The following is a 17,443-nucleotide window of genomic DNA, read 5'->3' on the forward strand; positions in this document are numbered from 1 at the left end:
GGCGCACCCACGTTCAACCAACCATGCACGAGGTAACAATGAATACTCATGCTTCGCAACCCCGGCAACTCCCTCCGGAAATTGCGCGCTATGTCAACGGCCCAACCGAAGAAGGCAAACAGTTTGATTTTCTGATCGGCGAATGGGACGTACGCGGAAAGCGCTACCAACCTGATGGATCTGTCTTGTTTGAGTACTCAGGCGATTGGCGGGCGCAGTATCTCTGCGGCGGTCGCATTGTCATGGATGAATTCACTATGCACAGCCCAGAGGGCAGGCCCGTCTCATCGTTCGTAACCTTGCGCACCTATTCCCAGACAAACGGGCGCTGGGAGGTGGCAGGTATGCAGGCGCTAGAAGGCACGCCAATGTCCGACTGGCACGGAAATTGGCAGAACGGCGAAATGGTATTGGAATTCAGTGTGCTAGATGCAGAGGGGAAGCCCCTTAAGAACCGCATTCGTTTCTTCAACATTGAGCGAGATCGATTTGAATGGGAGATTCGGCATTTTACCCACGGCGGTCAACAATGGAACTCGCCATTAGGCACTCTCGAAGCGCGCCGGCTTGGGAGCGCGCTGTCGTAATGACGATATTTCGCTGTTCCGATAGGAAGTCCGTCAACTTTGCCGGGTGGCTGTAATTGCCGATTCACCAATGGCCAAGTTGACAGCTCGACAAGCCCAAGAATCACTCGAACGACTGTTCTGGAAAATGGATGAGTGGCTGGAATTGACCGGCTGCAGAAGTGCAAATGAATCGTCAACGTGACCGGTTTATGGCAACAAGCAGCCTCCCCCAGCCCATACGCTCTCAAACGCTCAGCGAAAAAAGGACCAGCGATTTACCGCTAGCCCTTCTTCTTTTCTACATCTCGCGTCAATCCTGGTAGGGCAGTCGCACTAGCTGTGGCACCCAGTTGCAGATATGTGTCGCCAGCTGCAATTAATCCGGTGCCCTACGCATGTCCTGAATCCCGCTTAGTGCGCCTCAGGCTGCTTTCGCAAACATCCGCTGCACCAGTTGCTCAAACCGATTGCCGAATGCGCTCACGCCAAAGGTATTCGCATGCTCTGCCGCCTGTGCGGTCAAGGCATTTCGCAGTTCGCCATCCTGCAACCCGAGCAGCATCGCCTTGGCCAGTGCTTCGACATCACCGACCGGCGCGAGCAGCCCTGCCTTGCCGTCGTTCAGGATTTCTCTCGGCCCGGTCGGGCAGTCCGAGCTGACGAGAATCTGCCCGACAATCAAACCCTCGATGAGGACGGTCGGCAGTCCTTCGAATTTAGAACTCAGCACCTTCAGTCGAGCCTTCCTGATGTAGGGCAGCGGATTGGTGGTGAACCCGAAAAACTTCACTCTGTCGCTGACGCCCAGTTCGGCGGTCAGGCTTTCCAGTTCGGGACGGTGCCGCCCTTCGCCGACGATCAGCATCGTCTCCTCGATCGCTTGCTGCTTCACCAGCAAGGCGAAGGCCTTGATGAGGGTCGTGACATCCTTTTGCGTCTCTTCCAGGCGCGTGACGGACACAATGTAGGGCTTGTCCGGAATCGATTCGGCATGCTCGTTCGCGCGCCGATCGATCTCTTCCAGATCGAAGCCAGGGTACAGCGTGGTGAAGCGGTCGGCCAGCATCGGGAACAGCTTCCTGCCTTCGTCGCGCATGGCATCGCAAATCGTCACGATGGCGTCGTAGCGCTGGTAATAGCGCGCGGCTGTGCGGTATTTGCGCCGATTGGTGGAGAGCCGCTGGGAAAAGCTGAAATGGCTGATGCCGATGAGCGGCTTGCCGAAGTCATGGGCGAAGCGCGCGAGCGACAGATCGTAATCGATCACCACATCGTACTGGTGCGCGATGCGTTCGATGCGCTCGCGGAACACGCACTTGCGCACCTGCGGCAGCAACACCTCTTCATACACGCGGCCGGGCCAGCGCAGCTCACCCTTGATTTTCAGATTCCTGCAATGCGACAGCCAGGGCTCCGGCCCGAGCACATGCACCGCAACGTCTTCGGGAATCCGCGACCGGAAAACGCTTTCCATGTCATCGGTCGGGTAGGCAATCGACAAACCGACCGAGAAGCGAGTCCGGTCCAGGATGCGCAACCAGCTCATCAGCGAGGTCTCGATACCGCCCCCGCGCCGCAGGTGCGTTACATGGAAAAGCACACGAATCTTGCGCAAAATCGTCACGCCTTATGGTTGTTGTTCCTGTCCTTGCACAGCCCGGCATCATTGCCAGTGCTTGCGCTCCCACGCCCATGCATGCCGCACGATATCTTCAAGCGCGCCGTATTGCGGCGTCCAGCCGAGTTCCTGGCGCGCCAAGCGACTGTCGGCAACCAGGACCGAGGGATCGCCTGCGCGGCGCGGGCCGAACTCGACACGGAAATCGCGCCCCGTCACGCTGCGCACGGTATCGATCACCTGACGGATCGAATAACCATTGCCATTGCCGAGATTGAATGCCGCGCTGCGACGATGCGCATCGAGGTAACGCAACGCCTGCCAGTGCGCCTGCGCGAGGTCTTCCACGTGGATGTAGTCGCGGATGCAGGTTCCGTCCTCGGTCGGATAATCGGTGCCGAATACCGTGATGTGCTCACGCCGACCGGACGCGGCCTGCAACACCAGCGGAACCAGATGCGTCTCCGGCTCGTGACGCTCGCCGAGCAGCGCCTCCGGGTCCGCTCCCGCAGCGTTGAAGTAACGCAGGCAGACGCTGTGCAATCCGTACGCCGCATCATAATCCTGCAACAGTTGCTCCACGATCCATTTGCTGCGGCCGTAGGGATTGATCGGCGCCTTGGGATGCGCTTCGTCGATCGGTGAATATTCAGGATTGCCGAAAATGGCCGCACTGGACGAGAACACCAGCTTCTTCACATCGTGGCGCACCATCGCGTCGAGCAAAACCAGTGTATTGCCGACATTGTTCAGGTAATAACCGGAAGGATGCTGCACCGATTCGCCGACCTGGATGTAGGAAGCAAAATTGAGCACGGCGTCAATCCGGTGCGCGCTGAACAGGCGATCAAGAAGCGCCGCATCGCCGATACTCCCGTTGATGAAGGTCGCATCGGTGACGGCATCGGCGAACCCGCGGCTGAGATCGTCGAGCACCACGATCTCGTAGCCCTTGGCACGCAGGAATTTGACGTTGTGGGAGCCGATGTACCCGGCCCCGCCGGTTATCAGAAGAGTAGTCATTCAATTCCTCAAATCAGGCCGCCATTCTACCGCGCCTGACTGCGTCCTCAAGGACTTGAATGCCGTTCTTCCAATCGAAGAAAAGAAAACTGCCTATGAATCTGATAGCTCGAATTATCCTTAATCGAGCACCCTGGCACGAATTGCAACGAGTGCAATCGAGATCGTTGTCAGTCCGATGAATGCGAACGCTGCCTGTAGTCCGAACGCATGGGCAATAAAACCGATGACCGGGGGGCCAATCAAGATGCCGCTGTATCCCATCGTGGCCACCGCTGCCAATGCGGTCGGCCCGCGTTTTCCCGCTGCGCTGAAAACAAAAGGAAACACTGAGGCAAGGCCAGCGCCAGTCAAGGCAAATCCGACAATGGTGGTGCCGAGATTGAAGGCCATCACGACAATGGCGATACCGGCCGTTGCCAGCAATGCACCTGCAGCGACGACACTACGCGCGCCAAAACGGTCCTTTGCGCGATCGGCGTACAGGCGCGCAGCCAGCATGACTGCAGAAAACGCAGCATAGGCGAGCGGAGCGATACCTTCCGTCGCTGCCAATTCGTCGCGCATGTAGATGCTGCTCCAGTCCGTAATGGCACCTTCAGCGATCGCGACGCAATGACATATCACGCCGAGCGCAAGCAGTGGCCCCTTCGGAAGCACAAAATGGTTTTTCCTGTCGGCCGCCGCAGGGCTGTCGTTTGGCAGCACGCGGCAACTGAGGAACAGCATGAGGAGCAACAGCAATGTGATCGCGCTGAAGTGCATGGTCACTGCAAGCCCGGCCCCCGCCAGCAGGCTTCCCAGCACTGCACCGGCCAGACTTCCGACGCAATACCACGCATGCAACGAAGACAAGACCGAACGACCCGTGGTCTTTTCCAGCTCAGAGCCGATCGTGTTGATAGCGACATTAAAACTTGTTTGGGATGCACCGAGCACCACCATCAACATCATCAACGAGACCATATTCGGCGCCGCAGCGAGAGCGGGCAATACCGACACAAGCACCAGGCCCGTATACCATGCAGCCTGCCTCGACCCGAATCGGCCTGTCAGCCATGCGGCAATCGGGAAACAAACGACAGATCCGCCTCCTCCGCACAGGAGAACCACCCCTAATTCAGCGGCATCAAGCTGAAGCCCATCCCGAATCGCAGGTATGCGTGCGGCCCAGGTCGCAAACACAATGCCGAGCACAAAAAATAGCGTGGATGCCGCGACCCTGTACGTGCGATTAACAGACAATGATCCTGAAATAGGCATGGCTTTTCTTGCTAATGAGCGCGGGTGCAAACGCGACGACCGATGCGCCGGCAATAGCTATCTGTTGAATTCACTCATTGTCCCAACGCCTCCTCTTCAGAAATGGTTCTTTTCTTGCGCAGACTATTCCATTTCCAGCGCTCGTTAGGAGTTCTTCTGGTTGGAAGGTCATGGCACCCTTAAAAAGAAAAATCCCCTGCCACTTGACGTATGCAGGGGATTCCGGTGACTGCGCCGAGCGGATCAGGCTTGCGCGGCCTTCACCTTCAGGCGCCATGCATGCAGCAGCGGCTCGGTGTAGCCGCTCGGTTGCTCGATGCCCTTGAAGATCAGGTCGCGTGCGGCGCGATAGGCGAAGGATGCTTCATAGTTCGGCGCCATCGGCTTGTATGCCGGATCGCCGGCGTTCTGCTTGTCCACCACCTTGGCCATGCGCTGCAGGGTCTTGTGCACCTGGTCTGCGTTGACGATGCCGTGCAGCAGCCAGTTGGCGATGTGCTGGCTGGAGATGCGCAGCGTGGCGCGGTCTTCCATCAGGCCGATGTTATGGATGTCCGGCACCTTGGAGCAGCCGACGCCCTGGTCGACCCAGCGCACCACGTAGCCGAGAATGCCCTGGCAGTTGTTGTCCAGTTCCTGCTGAATCTCTTCGGCCGACCATGTCGGCTTGGCGACCACCGGGATTTGCAGAATGTCGTTCAACAGGCGTTCGATTTCGGCCGGCGCATCGATCTTCAGCAATTCCTTCTGAATCGCGAACACATCGACCTGGTGGTAGTGCAGCGCATGCAGGGTCGCGGCGGTCGGCGATGGCACCCACGCAGTGTTGGCGCCGGTCTTCGGATGACCGATCTTCTGTTCCATCATCGCAGCCATCAGGTCAGGCATGGCCCACATGCCCTTGCCGATCTGCGCACGGCCGGACAGGCCGCTGGACAGGCCGGTCAGCACATTGCTGCGCTCATAGGCGGACAGCCAGGTGCTGGTCTTCATGTCGCCCTTGCGCATCATCGGGCCGGCCACCATGGCGGTATGCATCTCGTCGCCGGTGCGGTCGAGGAAGCCGGTATTGATGAAGGCGATGCGCGCTTCGGCTTCCTTGATGCAGGCCTTGAGGTTGACGCTGGTACGGCGCTCTTCGTCCATGATGCCGAGCTTGACGGTGTTGGCGGGCAGGCCGAGCATGGCTTCGACGCGCGAAAACAGTTCGTTGGCGAAGGCGACTTCCGCCGGGCCGTGCATCTTCGGCTTGACGATATACACCGAGCCGGTGCGCGAGTTGCTGATGGTCTGGCCAGCCTTGCGCTTCATGTCGTGCAGAGCGATCGTGACGGTCACGACCGCATCCATGATGCCTTCCGGGATTTCCTTGCCATTTTCCAGCAGGATCGCGGGGTTGGTCATTAGGTGACCGACGTTACGCACAAACAGCAGTGAACGGCCGTGCATGGTGACCACGCCATCCCTGGCATCGGTCGCGCCGACTGCGGCGGTGTACTTGCGGTCTTCGTTCAGGGCACGGTCGAAGGTCTTGCCGCCCTTGCTGACGGTTTCCACCAGCGTGCCTTGCAGGATGCCCAGCCAGTTGCCGTAGGCGAGGACCTTGTCTTCGGCGTCCACTGCTGCAACCGAGTCTTCCAGGTCGAGAATGGTGGACAGCGCCGCTTCGCAGATCACGTCGGCCACGCCGGCGGCGTCCTCGCTGCCGATCCTGGTCGAACGATCGATGCGGATGTCGATATGCAGGCCGTTATTCTTCAGCAGCACCGACGACGGGTTTTCCGCGTCGCCCTGATAGCCGATGAACTTGTTCTCGTCCTTCAGGCCGGAAGTGCTGCCGTCCTTCAGGGTGACGACCAGTTTGCCGTCCACGACGCGGTAAGCGGTCGAGTCGGTATGCGAGCCCTTGGCCAGCGGCGCGGTGCGATCGAGCACGTAGCGTGCATATTCGATGACCTTGGCGCCGCGCACCGGGTTGTAGCTCTCGCCCTTCTTGCCGACCTTGGTCGCACCGTTGGTCTCGGGCAGCACGTCGGTTCCGTACAGGGCGTCATACAGCGAGCCCCAGCGTGCGTTGGCGGCGTTCAGCGCATAGCGTGCGTTGAGGATCGGAACCACCAGTTGCGGACCGGCTTGCAGCGCCAGTTCGGCGTCGACATTGGCGGTAGTGGACTGCACGTCCTGCGGCGCCGGCACCAGGTAGCCGATCGATTCCAGGAATTCGCGGTAGGCCGGCATGTTCTTGATCGGGCCCGGATGGGCGCGATGCCACTGGTCCAATTCGGTTTGCAGGCGGTCGCGCTCAGCCAGCAGTGCAGCATTCTTGGGAGCCAGGTCGTGGGCGATGGCGTCGAAGCCCTTCCAGAACGTGGCGCTGTCGATGCCGGTACCCGGCAGGACCTGGTCTTCGATGAAGCGATACAAAACTGTGGCCACTTGAAGTCGGTGGGCAGCGGTGCGTGCAGTCATGGGAATCCTCGTATGTTGTTGCAACAAAAAATAGAAAGGGAAAAAGTCAAATCAAAGCGGCTGCGGGCACGTCATCCCTGCTCGCGATCTGCTTGTCGCGCCACAACACAGCTGGCGCATTGCCTGAAAAGGATTGAATTGGAGTATATGAGATCAAAAAGTGAGCTAGTACATGATTTTGTCACATCATTTGTGAGTTTTTGTAAAAAATCGACGGTTTGTTCTCACGGATAGTCTCCTGCGAAGCCGCCACGGAGAAACGGCGCGAAAAGACAACAGTGTGTACACTACCGCGCTACCGTTTTTTTGCCTGGCCCATGACGATCACTATCAACGAAGACCTCCGCGCCTATATCGATCCGCTGACAGAAGACGAATACGCGGCGCTGGAACGCAGTTTACTCTCCGAGGGATGCCGCGATGCGCTGGTATTGTGGGGCGACCTTCTGGTGGACGGGCACAACCGCTACAGCATCTGCCAGAAGCACGGCATCCCTTTCAATACCGTACAAAACCAGACCTTCCAGTCCATGGACGATGTGCACCTGTGGATGATCGACAATCACCTCGGGCGGCGCAGCGTGTCGGATTTCCAGCGCGGCGTGCTCGCATTGCGAAAGAAAGAAATCGTCGCCGCGCGTCTGGCACAGGCGCAGGCCCAGCAACCGGCTGCAGAGCCGGCCGCCGCCGAAGCCGCCGCACCATCCAGCACTGCTCCGGTGTTGACGCGCGAAGCGGTTGCGCGTGCAGCCCGGGTAAGCAGTGCGACGCTCGGTCAGATCGAGAAAATCCAGAAAACGGCCGCGCCCGAACTGGTCAGCGCTGTCAAGGCGGGCGTGATTTCCATTAATGCCGCGGCGGCAGTCGCCTCCTTGCCCGGCGAGAAGCAGGTCGCGGCAGTCGCCGGCGGCAAGAAGGAACTGCGCCAGGTGGCGCGACAGGTGCGCGAGGCCCGGCTGCCACCCAAGCCGGAACCGGCGCCGCCGCCCAGCGACGCCACACCCGAGCAACTTGAAATTCATCGCCTGACGCTATTGGTTACCAGGCTCACGGAAGAACGCGATCAGCTGAAAAAGAAGGTGCAGCACTTGACGATCGCGCTTGCAGAGGCTCGCGGCGAGCAATAGCCTGCTGCGCACTCGCGTGATCTCTTGTCACGCTTTCCATGCTCCCGCTTGTGCTGATTGCACATTGATATCGCAGGACGAAGAAAGTCATTCCGACAGAAAGGGTTGGCATACAGGCCAGCCCTTTTTTATTTCGCAAGCTTGTCGCTTGCCGATGCGTCGAAATCCCCCGATTTAGTCTCCTTCAAGAAACTTTCTGTCGATCAACTTGTCTTTCTTTCGGTCATTCCGCCCGATGGCTTTGCAAGATGATATTTGTCCTTAGGCACCAATGAGTAAGGTACGCCTTGGATAAAGCCTTTCTCGCGCTTGCCGGGCTCACTTACCCTGATACCTGTTATGAAACTATCCGCACTCGTCGCCGCCATTCCTTTCCTGCTCGCTGCCTGCGGAGGAGGCGGCAGTGATGCCACCACCTCCGGCAATACGCAATCCCTCCAATCGGCGATAGTGGCACAGCCGGCTGCCGCAACGGCAACGGCAGCGGCAACAACGCCCTCGACAGCGGCGACGGCATCAGCGGCTCAGGATGCGCCCGCGACAACGCCATCCGCTTCCGCGCCGCAGCCGTCGGCGGAATCGGCGCCAACGCAAGCACAGGCCCCTGCGCAATCCGCCCCAACACAGGTTTCCGCACCAGTTCAAGAACCCGCTGCAACCACATCCCCTTCGAGCACGACGACCACTGCCCCGGCAAATAACACGCCGGTGCTGGTTGAATACTACGGCGACTCGATCATCTGGGGCTGGCTGCCGAACAACGACTGGGTACGTGTCGAGAGCCCCGCTCCTGCGGTGTTCGCCGCCGATACCGGCCTGACGGTACACAACATGGGCAGCCCCGGCCGCCTCGCGGAAGCCGCGCTTGCCGGCGACGGCGTCTATCCGGCATGGAACCAGCAAATGGCACAGTCGAAGGCGACGCACGTCATCATCGAATATCACTCGCACGACACGGTGGCCAACACAACGTCGCGCGTGCGGCAACTGATCCAGATCGCCAAGGCCAATGGCAAGAAGGTGATCGTCGAAACGATCGGGCCGGGATATCACTCCGGCGACCTGAGCTTTGAGCAGATCACCCAGGCGCAGCGCGACGCGGCAGCGGCCGAGAACGTCCCCGTCATCGACCAGACCGCCTACCTCCAGCAATACCTCGCCAGCAGCGGCAAGGGCGTGTGGGACATTTGCCCGGACGGCCTGCATCCGGATCAGACGACGTACATCCTGAAGGGACATTACGCGGCCAAGCAATTTGCAGCCATGAAGTAAGCTCGCGCCGGAAGGCAACAACGGCATAATACGTACCGACTCAACGCTGAGAGGACGGACATGATGATGCTTCGATTGCTGCACTTCCGGATGACGACGGGCTGGCTGCTATTCCTTGCGGCGGCAAGCACGGCCGCTTTTTCGCCGTCGGCGCACGCATGGAGCAATCACGCCCTGGGGACATGGCAGGCGCTTGCGTCGGCTGACGAAGTCGCGAATGCCGCACCGGTTCGGGTCGAAGGCCTGGACGCTTTTCTGGCTGCGGAGGGGCCGGCGCTCGAACGCCTGCTGGATGCGGAAGAAAGCTGGGCCAGGAGCAATGTGCCGCACTACCCTGCGCGCCCCGCCGCCTTGGCCTTCAAGGCGGATGGCAGCGCACCCGAGATGCGCCGCCGATTCATCGCGGCACTGCGGATCAACCCGGCATCCCGGCTGACGCTCTTCATGCAGGTCCGCCCCGGAACCGCGGTTCCCGCGTCGGCCGCCATGCCGAGGTCCGAAGTAACGACGGTCGGCCAGCGCGACGATCACAACAAGGCCGCCTTCCTGCGCTTGCACGAGGGCGACCTGGTCACCCCACTGGACGTGACGGCGACCGCATCGGACGAGCCGGATTTCGGTTTGGACATCGGCATTTGGGCGGACAACGGCACCAGCTACGGCAGACAATACGGCTTCGGGAAACAGCCGTTCGGCAATCCCGCGCTCGAATTTTCCAGTCAGGCGCCGATGCACATGGGCTTTTTTCACGAGCAATGGATCGTGTACAAGGCCGCGCCATTCCTGCTGCGTACCTATCCGGAATACCGGATCCACCTCTACCAGACCCTGGCGCGCCACGCGCTGCGTAGCGGCCATCCCTACTGGGGCTGGCGGTTTGCGGGATGGGCGCTGCACTATGTGCAAGACCTGACCCAGCCATATCACGCCCGCGTCGTCCCCGGCGTCGGAACGGCCACGCTGCTATGGACCAACTCGCTCGCCCTGCTCGGAATGACGACGCAGAAGGAGCATGCCATCACGCTCGTATCGAACCGGCACCAGGCGCTGGAAAACTACCAGGTCCGCCGAATGCGGGATGCCTATGCCAGAAAGGATGACAAGGACGCACTCCTGCTTGCCGCACGCGACGCCACCGATGACAAGCGCTATCCGCGCTACACCGATGCCGCAGTACGGGCATCCATCACGCAGCAATCGCACGCCGCCGCGGACGCCACCGACGCCGCCCTGGAGCGCGGAATACCGCCGAAATACATCTCCGATCCCGATTACGTGATGACCGCCTCCGGTTCCGACGTCGACCTGTATGCGCTGGTGTCCGCCGGCCCGCAAGCGGCGCGCGACGAGATGACGACGCTGGTTGCGGGACTGATGAAGAACTTCGGCATCCACTCGCGCCTGTTCATCCGCGCGCTGGCTGAAGGGGCGCAGGCCGGAGCCAATTGAGGTTCGCAGGGAGCACAAGCTTCGGGAGACTGCGCCCTTCCTCGCTCAATACCTGTCCCAAGGCGGCACCGGTCCGAAATGCGCCATCAGGTGATCGATGAACGCGCGCACCTTCGGCTGCATGTATTTGTTCGGCATATAGGTCATGTAGAGCGACATGCCGGGATTGGCAATGCTGTCGGGCAGGATCTCCTGCAAGCGCCCGCTCTTCAGGTACTGGCCGACGATATAGGTCGGAAGCATCAGGATGCCCATGCCATCGAGTGCCAGCTGGATCATCACCTCGGAACTGTTGACCCGGCATTTCCCCTGCAGGTGGAGATGGACTTCCTTGTTGCCGACGACATAGCGCCAGCCGCTGCGCAAGGCAGGTATGTCCTGATAGACCAGGCAATGATGCTCACGCAAGTCCTGCGGCGTCTCCGGCGTGCCGTGGCGTTCCAGATAGGCGGGAGCAGCGCAGGTCACCCAGCGCACCGGCGCGATCTGGCGCGCAACCATGTTCGGCGCCGGACGATCCGTAATGCGTATCGCCAGGTCGTAGCCCTCTTCCACCAGATCGACCACGCGGTCGCTCGCATTCAACTCCACTTCGACCTGGTCATGCTGCTGCAGGAAAGCGCCGAGTGCCGGCGCAAGATGCAGTGATGCGAAGATCACCGGCGATGTCACGCGCAGCACGCCGCGCGGTTCCGCCTGCAGGTGCGTTACGGTTTCCGTCGCGGCATCGATCTCCTGCGCGATGCGCGCGCAATGCTCGTAATAGGCGGCGCCGATTTCCGTCAGGCTCAGGCGGCGCGTGGTGCGGTTCAACAGACGCACGCCCAGCGCCTGTTCCAGGCTGCTGACCTGTTTGCTGACCAGCGACTTCGAGGTCGCGAGTTCCAGCGCCGCCGCAGAAAAGCTCTTGGCTTCCACTACCTTGGCAAAGGTCATCATTTCCGCCAGTCGTTCCATAGTAGTTCCCTTTGATTGTCCACCCATGGAAACAATATTATTCCAATTTGCATAATTGTAAATCCATGAGAACAAATCATACTGTGCTTCATGGGGCCAAACGCCTCTAACCGATCGAAACAAGGAGATCGCCATGCATGCCACAGTCCACAAGACCTTCGCGGCCGACAAGCATCATGATCGTGATGACGCTGCGCCCGAATCACTGCTGAAACTCAACCCCGCCGGGGAATTGGTCCGTCTGCAAGCCAAACAACATCTGCGCCTGCACAAGGCGACCGGCTGGACCGTCCGGGTGCTGGCCGGTGCTGTCTGGCTCACGCAGGACGGCGATATTCGCGACATCGTGCTGCAAGCCGGCGAGAGCTACGTGCTCGACCGCAAGGGCCCCGCACTCCTGTCGCCGTTCAAGGATGCGCAGATTTGCATACAGCGCGACACAAGCCGGCAAGCGGTATCCCGCAGCCCGCTGACGAGCAGCCTCTCGCCGGCCACGGCCTGCGCATTACTGGCATGAAACGGAGGCGATCATGCGCAGCCTTTTACCTGTTACGCTGACTTGGAGGCAGGTCCTGTCGTTCGCCCCCGCCGCCTCGTCGCCTGCGATGCTGCAGTCCGAGGTGCACGATACCTGGCGCTTGCACGATGGCACAGCAGTCACGCTGCGCGCGGCGCGCGAGGACGATGGTGAACTGATGCAGGCATTCGTGCGCGGACTGTCGCAGGAGAGCCGCTACCATCGCTTCTTCTATCCCGCGCATGAGCTGCCGCCGAAAATGCTCGACCGCTTCACGCATAACGCGCCGGCCGCTGCAATGACGCTGCTGGCCTTCATTCAAAGGCAAGGCCGTGAAGTGATGATCGCGATGGCGCAATACGCTGCGGATCCCTATCCGAAACGTTGCGATTTCGCCGTTGTGGTCGGCGATGCATGGCAGCGCGAAGGTCTTGGCACCCGTTTGATTCAAACGCTCGTCTGCCTCGCACGCGAAGCCGGTTTTGAACGCGTCGAAGGCGACATCCTGGCAGAGAACAGAGCAATGCTGCGCCTGATGTCACGCATGGGATTCAGGCTGATGCAGCATGAGGATGGCCCGACTCTGGTGAGAGCAACGAAGGCGCTCGATGTGCCGGGATGGAAATGCTCTCCACTCACTGCACTGGCAAAGGCGGGCAACCAGGGATCGCGCATGCCATCGGCGGCATGCGCCTGAGACTGTGGACGTCGATCAGTATTCGACGTCCGCGCCCTTGACTCCGAGCTTGTCCGCCAGCATCTGCTTGAGCGCATCGGCGGGCGCAATCCGCCAGTCATCCGGCAGGCGGATCTCGCAACTGCCCACGCCATCGCGAATGTAACGCATCAGCAGCGGCAGGCCCGTCTCCGAGCGATAGGGCGACAGGATGGACTTGATCTGCGACGCATCGATCTGCGACGCCAGCGCAAACGAGAACTGCCGGCCGAACTGCACGCGCGCCATCGCGATGTCCATCACCTTGTCGGCGGTCACGCGCAGGCCGCCCGAGAAACGGTCCTCGGACACCTTGCCCTGCACCGCAAGGAATTCGTCTTCCTTGAACAAATGCCGGTTCGGCTCATACAGTTCGTTGTACACGGTGACGTCAACCGTCGCGGTACCGTCATCCAGCGTCACCACCACCATCTTGCCGCGCTGCGTCATCTGCACGCGCACGCCGCTGATGATCCCTGCCAGCACGCGCGCGTCGCGCGAGGGTTCGAGGTTGACCAGCTTGGTCTTGACGAACTTGCGCACCTCGTGCGCATAGGCATTGAACAGGTGGCCGGACAGATAAAAGCCGAGCGCCGCTTTCTCTTCGGTCAGCCGCTGCTTCTCGGTCCAGGGCGGCACCTTCACATATTCCGGCGGCGCCTCCATGTCGCTGTTTTCATCGCCGAACAGGCTCACCTGATTGATCGAGGCTTCCGCCTGCTCCGCACATTCCATCGCAAAGTTCACCGACGCGATCAGCACACCACGATCGACGCCGAAGCAATCCATTGCGCCGCCGCGGATCAAGGCTTCGATGGTGCGCCGGTTCATCTGCTTCTTGTCCACGCGCTTGACGAAGTCGAACAAGTCCTTGAACGGCCCACCCGCTTCGCGCGCGGCGACGATGGCTTCGATCGCATGCTGCCCCGAGCCCTTGACCGCGCCGAGGCCATAACGGATCTGCATCGCCTTCTTGCCCGGCTCGCCGACCGGCATGAAGCGGTAGTCGGACTGGTTGATATCCGGCGGCAGCAGTTGCAGCTTGCAGATATCGATCGCGTCCTCGACCAGGATCTTGATCTTGTCGGTGTCGTCCATCGCGAGCGACATGTTGGCTGCCATGAACGCGGCGGGATGATGTGCCTTCAGGTAGGCCGTGTGATACGACAGCAAGGCATAGGCGGCCGCATGCGACTTGTTGAAGCCGTAGCCCGCGAACTTCTCCATCAAGTCGAAGATCTCGTCGGCTTTTTCCTGCGACAGTCCGTTCTTGGCCGCACCTTCCCGGAAGATCTGGCGATGTTCCGCCATCTCTTCCGCCTTCTTTTTACCCATCGCGCGACGCAGCAAGTCGGCGCCGCCGAGCGAGTAACCGCCGATCACCTGCGCCATCTGCATCACCTGCTCCTGATACACCATGATGCCGTAGGTTTCGGACAGGATGCCCTCGGTACGCGGATCGGGATAATCGAATTTCTCGCCATGCTTGCGTCGGCAGAAATCCGGAATCAGGTCCATCGGTCCCGGACGGTACAGCGCCACCAGCGCGATGATGTCCTCGAAGCGGTCGGGACGCGCATCCTTCAGCATGCCTTGCATGCCGCGGCTTTCCAGCTGGAACACGGCGACCGTCTTGGCCTTGGTCAGCAGTTCGTAGGATGCCCTGTCATTCAGCGGCAGCTTCTCCAGCGCAAAGTCCTTCATCGCCGGATCGAGCTGCTTGATGTAGCGCACCGCGCGGTCGAGAATCGTCAGCGTGGTCAGGCCCAGAAAGTCGAACTTCACCAGGCCGACCGCTTCCACATCGTCCTTGTCGTACTGCGATACCACGCCGGTGTCGCCACCCTGCGTATAGAGCGGGCAGAAATCGGTCAGCTTGCCCGGCGCGATCAGCACGCCGCCGGCATGCATGCCGATGTTGCGCGTGATACCTTCCACCTGCTGCGCGAGGTCGAGCAACTGCTTGACCTCCTCTTCCTTCTCCATGCGCTCCTTGAGCAGCGGCTCTTCCTCGATCGCGTCGGCCAGCGTCACCAGCTTGCCCGGCTTGAAAGGAATCAGCTTCGAGATGCCGTCGCAGAAGTTGTAGCCCATGTCGAGCACGCGGCCGACGTCGCGCACTGCGCCCTTGGCCGCCATGGTGCCGAAGGTCGCAATCTGCGACACCGCATCGCGGCCGTAGCGGTCCTTCACGTACTGGATCACGCGGTCGCGGTTTTCCTGGCAGAAGTCGATGTCGAAGTCAGGCATCGATACGCGCTCGGGATTGAGGAAGCGCTCGAACAGCAGGTTGTACTGCAAGGGATCCAGATCCGTGATCTTCAGTGCATACGCCACCAGCGAACCGGCGCCCGAGCCGCGGCCCGGCCCGACCGGCACGCCGTTGTTCTTGCCCCACTGGATAAAGTCCGCCACGATCAGGAAGTAACCCGGGAAGCCCATCTTGATGATGGTATCCGTCTCGAACTTCAGGCGGTCTTCATAACGCTGCCGGTTCTTCTCGCGCTTTTCCTCGTCGGGATACAGTTGCTGCAAGCGGACTTCCAGGCCTTCCTTCGCCTGCTTCACGAGGAAATCGTCGAGCGACATGCCGTCCGGCGTCGGGAACAGCGGCAGCTTCGGCTTGCCCAGTTCCAGTTGCAGGTTGCAGCGCTTGGCGATCTCGATCGAGTTCTGCAATGCCGCCGGTATGTCGGCGAACAACTCGGCCATCTCGGCCTGCGTCTTGAAGCACTGCTGCTCGTTGAAGCGCTTCACGCGGCGCGGATTGGCAAGGATCTCGCCTTCCGCGATGCAGGTGCGCGCCTCATGCGCAATGAATTCTTCCGGCTTCAGGAACTGCGTCGGATGCGTCGCGACGACAGGCAGCTTGAGCTTCGCCGCGAGTGCCACCGCCTGCCGCACATGGTTGTCCATGTTGGGCTGGCCGTAGCGCTGGATTTCAATATAAAAATGGTTCGGAAAAATCGCCGCCCAGCGCTGCGCGCAACGCGCTGCCGCATCCGGATTGCCGTTGTCGATGGCAATCCCGACATCGCCGCTATGCGCGCCCGACAAGGCAATCAAATCGCTCGCCGCGCCGTTCTCCAGCCACTCGGTGCGGATCTCCGCGCGCCCGCGATGCACGTTCGTCAACCACGCTTTGGTCAGCAGTTCGCACAACTGCAAATAGCCGGTGCGATTTTTTACCAGCAACAGCAGTCGCGACGGCTTGTCGCGGTCGTCGTCGTTGGTGATCCAGACGTCGCAGCCGGCAATCGGCTTGACGCCCTTGCCGCGCGCCGCCTTGTAGAACTTCACCATGCCAAACAGATTGGCCAGATCGGTAATCGCGAGCGCGGGCTGACTGTCTTTTGCAGCCACTTTGACAACATCGTCGATGCGCACGAGGCCATCGACGATCGAGAATTCGGAATGGAGACGGAGATGAATGAATTGCGGCGAGGTCATCACGCTATTTTACCGTGCTTGGGCGCTTCCGATTGGCAATCCGGAAGCTGTTGCGCGTCGCATGCATCGCTTGATTTTTCGGCGCCCGACGATTTGACGGTGCGGCGTCTATAATGGCGGCAAATCAAGGACTTACTGCCTCCCTATGCCATCAAGCAACACCTACGTCAACATCGCCGCCTACAAATTCATCACCTTCAACGACACCGTCGAAAAGCGTCCGCAGTTCAGCGCGCTGTGTGAAGAGCTCGGCCTGAAAGGCACCATTCTGCTCAGCCCGGAAGGCATCAACCTGTTCCTCGCCGGCCTGCGCGAACCGATCGACCGCTTCCTCGCCTGGCTGCGCGCAGACGAACGATTCGCCGACATCGAGGTCAAGGAAAGTTATTCCGACCGCCAGCCCTTCACCAAGATGCTGGTCAAGCTCAAGCGCGAAATCATCACGATGAAGAACCCCTTGATCAAGCCGGAAGAAGGCCGCGCGCCCGCAGTCGATGCCAAGACCCTCAAGCGCTGGCTCGACCAGGGCCATGACGATGCAGGCAAGCCGGTCGTGATGATGGACACGCGCAATGCATTCGAAGTCGATGTCGGCACCTTCACCAACACGATCGATTACCGCATCGAGAAGTTCAGCGAATTCCCCGAAGTCGTCGCCCGCGACAAGGACGAACTCAGCGGCAAGACCGTCGTCACTTTCTGCACCGGCGGCATCCGCTGCGAGAAGGCGGCAATCCACATGCAGAACGTCGGCTTCGACAGCGTGTATCAACTGGAAGGCGGGATCCTGAAGTATTTCGAAGAAGTCGGCGGCGCGCATTACACCGGCGATTGCTTCGTCTTCGACTACCGGACGGCATTGAATCCGCAACTGGAAGCAACCGACACCAAGCAATGCTTCGCATGCCGCGCGGTCGTCACGCCGCGCGAGCAATTATCGCCGTATTACGTTCCGGGGAAGTCTTGTCCGCATTGCAGGAAGGCGACGCCGCAGGCATAAGCGGACAGTCCGCA

Annotated in this window: 13 protein-coding genes; 7 read left to right on the plus strand and 6 right to left on the minus strand. The window is 60.3% G+C overall.

From position 1 onward, the window contains the following. The first annotated feature begins 38 nt into the window (after positions 1-38). Entirely contained in the window at positions 39-587 is a 549-nt protein-coding gene (locus E6W33_RS12270; protein WP_136417604.1) for a hypothetical protein, read from the plus strand. A 403-nt stretch (positions 588-990) separates the two neighbouring features. On the opposite strand, the gene E6W33_RS12275 is transcribed toward E6W33_RS12270, so the two are convergent. From E6W33_RS12275 to E6W33_RS12290, 4 genes are all read right to left on the minus strand, one after another. Next, positions 991-2,193: a glycosyltransferase gene (locus E6W33_RS12275; protein WP_136417605.1), complete on the minus strand. Its 1,203-nt coding sequence runs from the start codon at positions 2,191-2,193 to the stop codon at positions 991-993. Between the two features lie 39 nt (positions 2,194-2,232). Then, entirely contained in the window at positions 2,233-3,210 is a 978-nt protein-coding gene (gene galE / locus E6W33_RS12280) for a UDP-glucose 4-epimerase GalE (RefSeq protein ID WP_136417606.1), read from the minus strand. A gap of 120 nt (positions 3,211-3,330) precedes the next feature. Continuing rightward, on the minus strand, positions 3,331-4,527 hold the full coding sequence (locus E6W33_RS12285; RefSeq protein WP_247869627.1) for an MFS transporter: 1,197 nt from the start codon (positions 4,525-4,527) through the stop codon (positions 3,331-3,333). Positions 4,528-4,716: 189 nt separating this feature from the next. Beyond that, positions 4,717-6,942, minus strand: a complete 2,226-nt coding sequence (locus tag E6W33_RS12290) for a malate synthase G (RefSeq protein ID WP_136417608.1) — start codon at positions 6,940-6,942, stop codon at positions 4,717-4,719. Between the two features lie 317 nt (positions 6,943-7,259). Between E6W33_RS12290 and E6W33_RS12295 the strand changes: the two genes are divergently transcribed. The 3 genes from E6W33_RS12295 to E6W33_RS12305 all read left to right on the plus strand — a co-directional run bounded on the left by E6W33_RS12295 (position 7,260) and on the right by E6W33_RS12305 (position 10,790). Beyond that, positions 7,260-8,069, plus strand: coding sequence for a hypothetical protein (locus tag E6W33_RS12295; RefSeq protein ID WP_136417609.1), 810 nt, complete (start codon positions 7,260-7,262; stop codon positions 8,067-8,069). A gap of 339 nt (positions 8,070-8,408) precedes the next feature. Then, positions 8,409-9,341: an SGNH/GDSL hydrolase family protein gene (locus E6W33_RS12300; protein ID WP_136417610.1), complete on the plus strand. Its 933-nt coding sequence runs from the start codon at positions 8,409-8,411 to the stop codon at positions 9,339-9,341. 60 nt (positions 9,342-9,401) lie between these two features. Next, positions 9,402-10,790: a hypothetical protein gene (locus E6W33_RS12305; protein WP_136417611.1), complete on the plus strand. Its 1,389-nt coding sequence runs from the start codon at positions 9,402-9,404 to the stop codon at positions 10,788-10,790. 45 nt (positions 10,791-10,835) lie between these two features. On the opposite strand, the gene E6W33_RS12310 is transcribed toward E6W33_RS12305, so the two are convergent. Further along, on the minus strand, positions 10,836-11,747 hold the full coding sequence (locus tag E6W33_RS12310) for a LysR family transcriptional regulator (protein WP_168798624.1): 912 nt from the start codon (positions 11,745-11,747) through the stop codon (positions 10,836-10,838). Positions 11,748-11,880: 133 nt separating this feature from the next. Between E6W33_RS12310 and E6W33_RS12315 the strand changes: the two genes are divergently transcribed. Next, the gene (locus E6W33_RS12315; protein ID WP_136417613.1) at positions 11,881-12,264 is read left to right on the plus strand and encodes a DUF2917 domain-containing protein; all 384 of its coding nucleotides are present in this window, start codon (positions 11,881-11,883) and stop codon (positions 12,262-12,264) included. 13 nt (positions 12,265-12,277) lie between these two features. Beyond that, on the plus strand, positions 12,278-12,961 hold the full coding sequence (locus E6W33_RS12320; RefSeq protein WP_136417614.1) for a GNAT family N-acetyltransferase: 684 nt from the start codon (positions 12,278-12,280) through the stop codon (positions 12,959-12,961). A 15-nt stretch (positions 12,962-12,976) separates the two neighbouring features. Here E6W33_RS12320 and dnaE read toward each other — a convergent pair whose 3' ends face one another. After that, entirely contained in the window at positions 12,977-16,429 is a 3,453-nt protein-coding gene (gene dnaE, locus E6W33_RS12325) for a DNA polymerase III subunit alpha (RefSeq protein WP_136417752.1), read from the minus strand. Between the two features lie 145 nt (positions 16,430-16,574). Here dnaE and E6W33_RS12330 point away from each other — a divergent pair, with 145 nt between their 5' ends. Next, positions 16,575-17,429, plus strand: a complete 855-nt coding sequence (locus tag E6W33_RS12330; protein WP_136417615.1) for a sulfurtransferase — start codon at positions 16,575-16,577, stop codon at positions 17,427-17,429. Positions 17,430-17,443: the final 14 nt, after the last annotated feature.

The organism is Herbaspirillum sp. ST 5-3, from assembly GCF_004804275.1.
In the GTDB taxonomy this organism is placed as follows: domain Bacteria; phylum Pseudomonadota; class Gammaproteobacteria; order Burkholderiales; family Burkholderiaceae_D; genus Noviherbaspirillum.

Excerpts from the sequence above, each read along its gene's own strand:
- E6W33_RS12330 (WP_136417615.1), top strand. The coding sequence starts at position 16,575 with ATGCCATCAAGCAACACCTACGTCAACATCGCCGCCTACAAATTCATC.
- E6W33_RS12320 (WP_136417614.1), top strand. The coding sequence starts at position 12,278 with ATGCGCAGCCTTTTACCTGTTACGCTGACTTGGAGGCAGGTCCTGTCG.
- E6W33_RS12310 (WP_168798624.1), bottom strand. The coding sequence starts at position 11,747 with ATGGAACGACTGGCGGAAATGATGACCTTTGCCAAGGTAGTGGAAGCC.
- dnaE (WP_136417752.1), bottom strand. The coding sequence starts at position 16,429 with ATGACCTCGCCGCAATTCATTCATCTCCGTCTCCATTCCGAATTCTCG.
- E6W33_RS12315 (WP_136417613.1), top strand. The coding sequence starts at position 11,881 with ATGCATGCCACAGTCCACAAGACCTTCGCGGCCGACAAGCATCATGAT.
- E6W33_RS12270 (WP_136417604.1), top strand. The coding sequence starts at position 39 with ATGAATACTCATGCTTCGCAACCCCGGCAACTCCCTCCGGAAATTGCG.
- E6W33_RS12300 (WP_136417610.1), top strand. The coding sequence starts at position 8,409 with ATGAAACTATCCGCACTCGTCGCCGCCATTCCTTTCCTGCTCGCTGCC.
- E6W33_RS12290 (WP_136417608.1), bottom strand. The coding sequence starts at position 6,942 with ATGACTGCACGCACCGCTGCCCACCGACTTCAAGTGGCCACAGTTTTG.
- E6W33_RS12305 (WP_136417611.1), top strand. The coding sequence starts at position 9,402 with ATGATGATGCTTCGATTGCTGCACTTCCGGATGACGACGGGCTGGCTG.
- E6W33_RS12295 (WP_136417609.1), top strand. The coding sequence starts at position 7,260 with ATGACGATCACTATCAACGAAGACCTCCGCGCCTATATCGATCCGCTG.
- galE (WP_136417606.1), bottom strand. The coding sequence starts at position 3,210 with ATGACTACTCTTCTGATAACCGGCGGGGCCGGGTACATCGGCTCCCAC.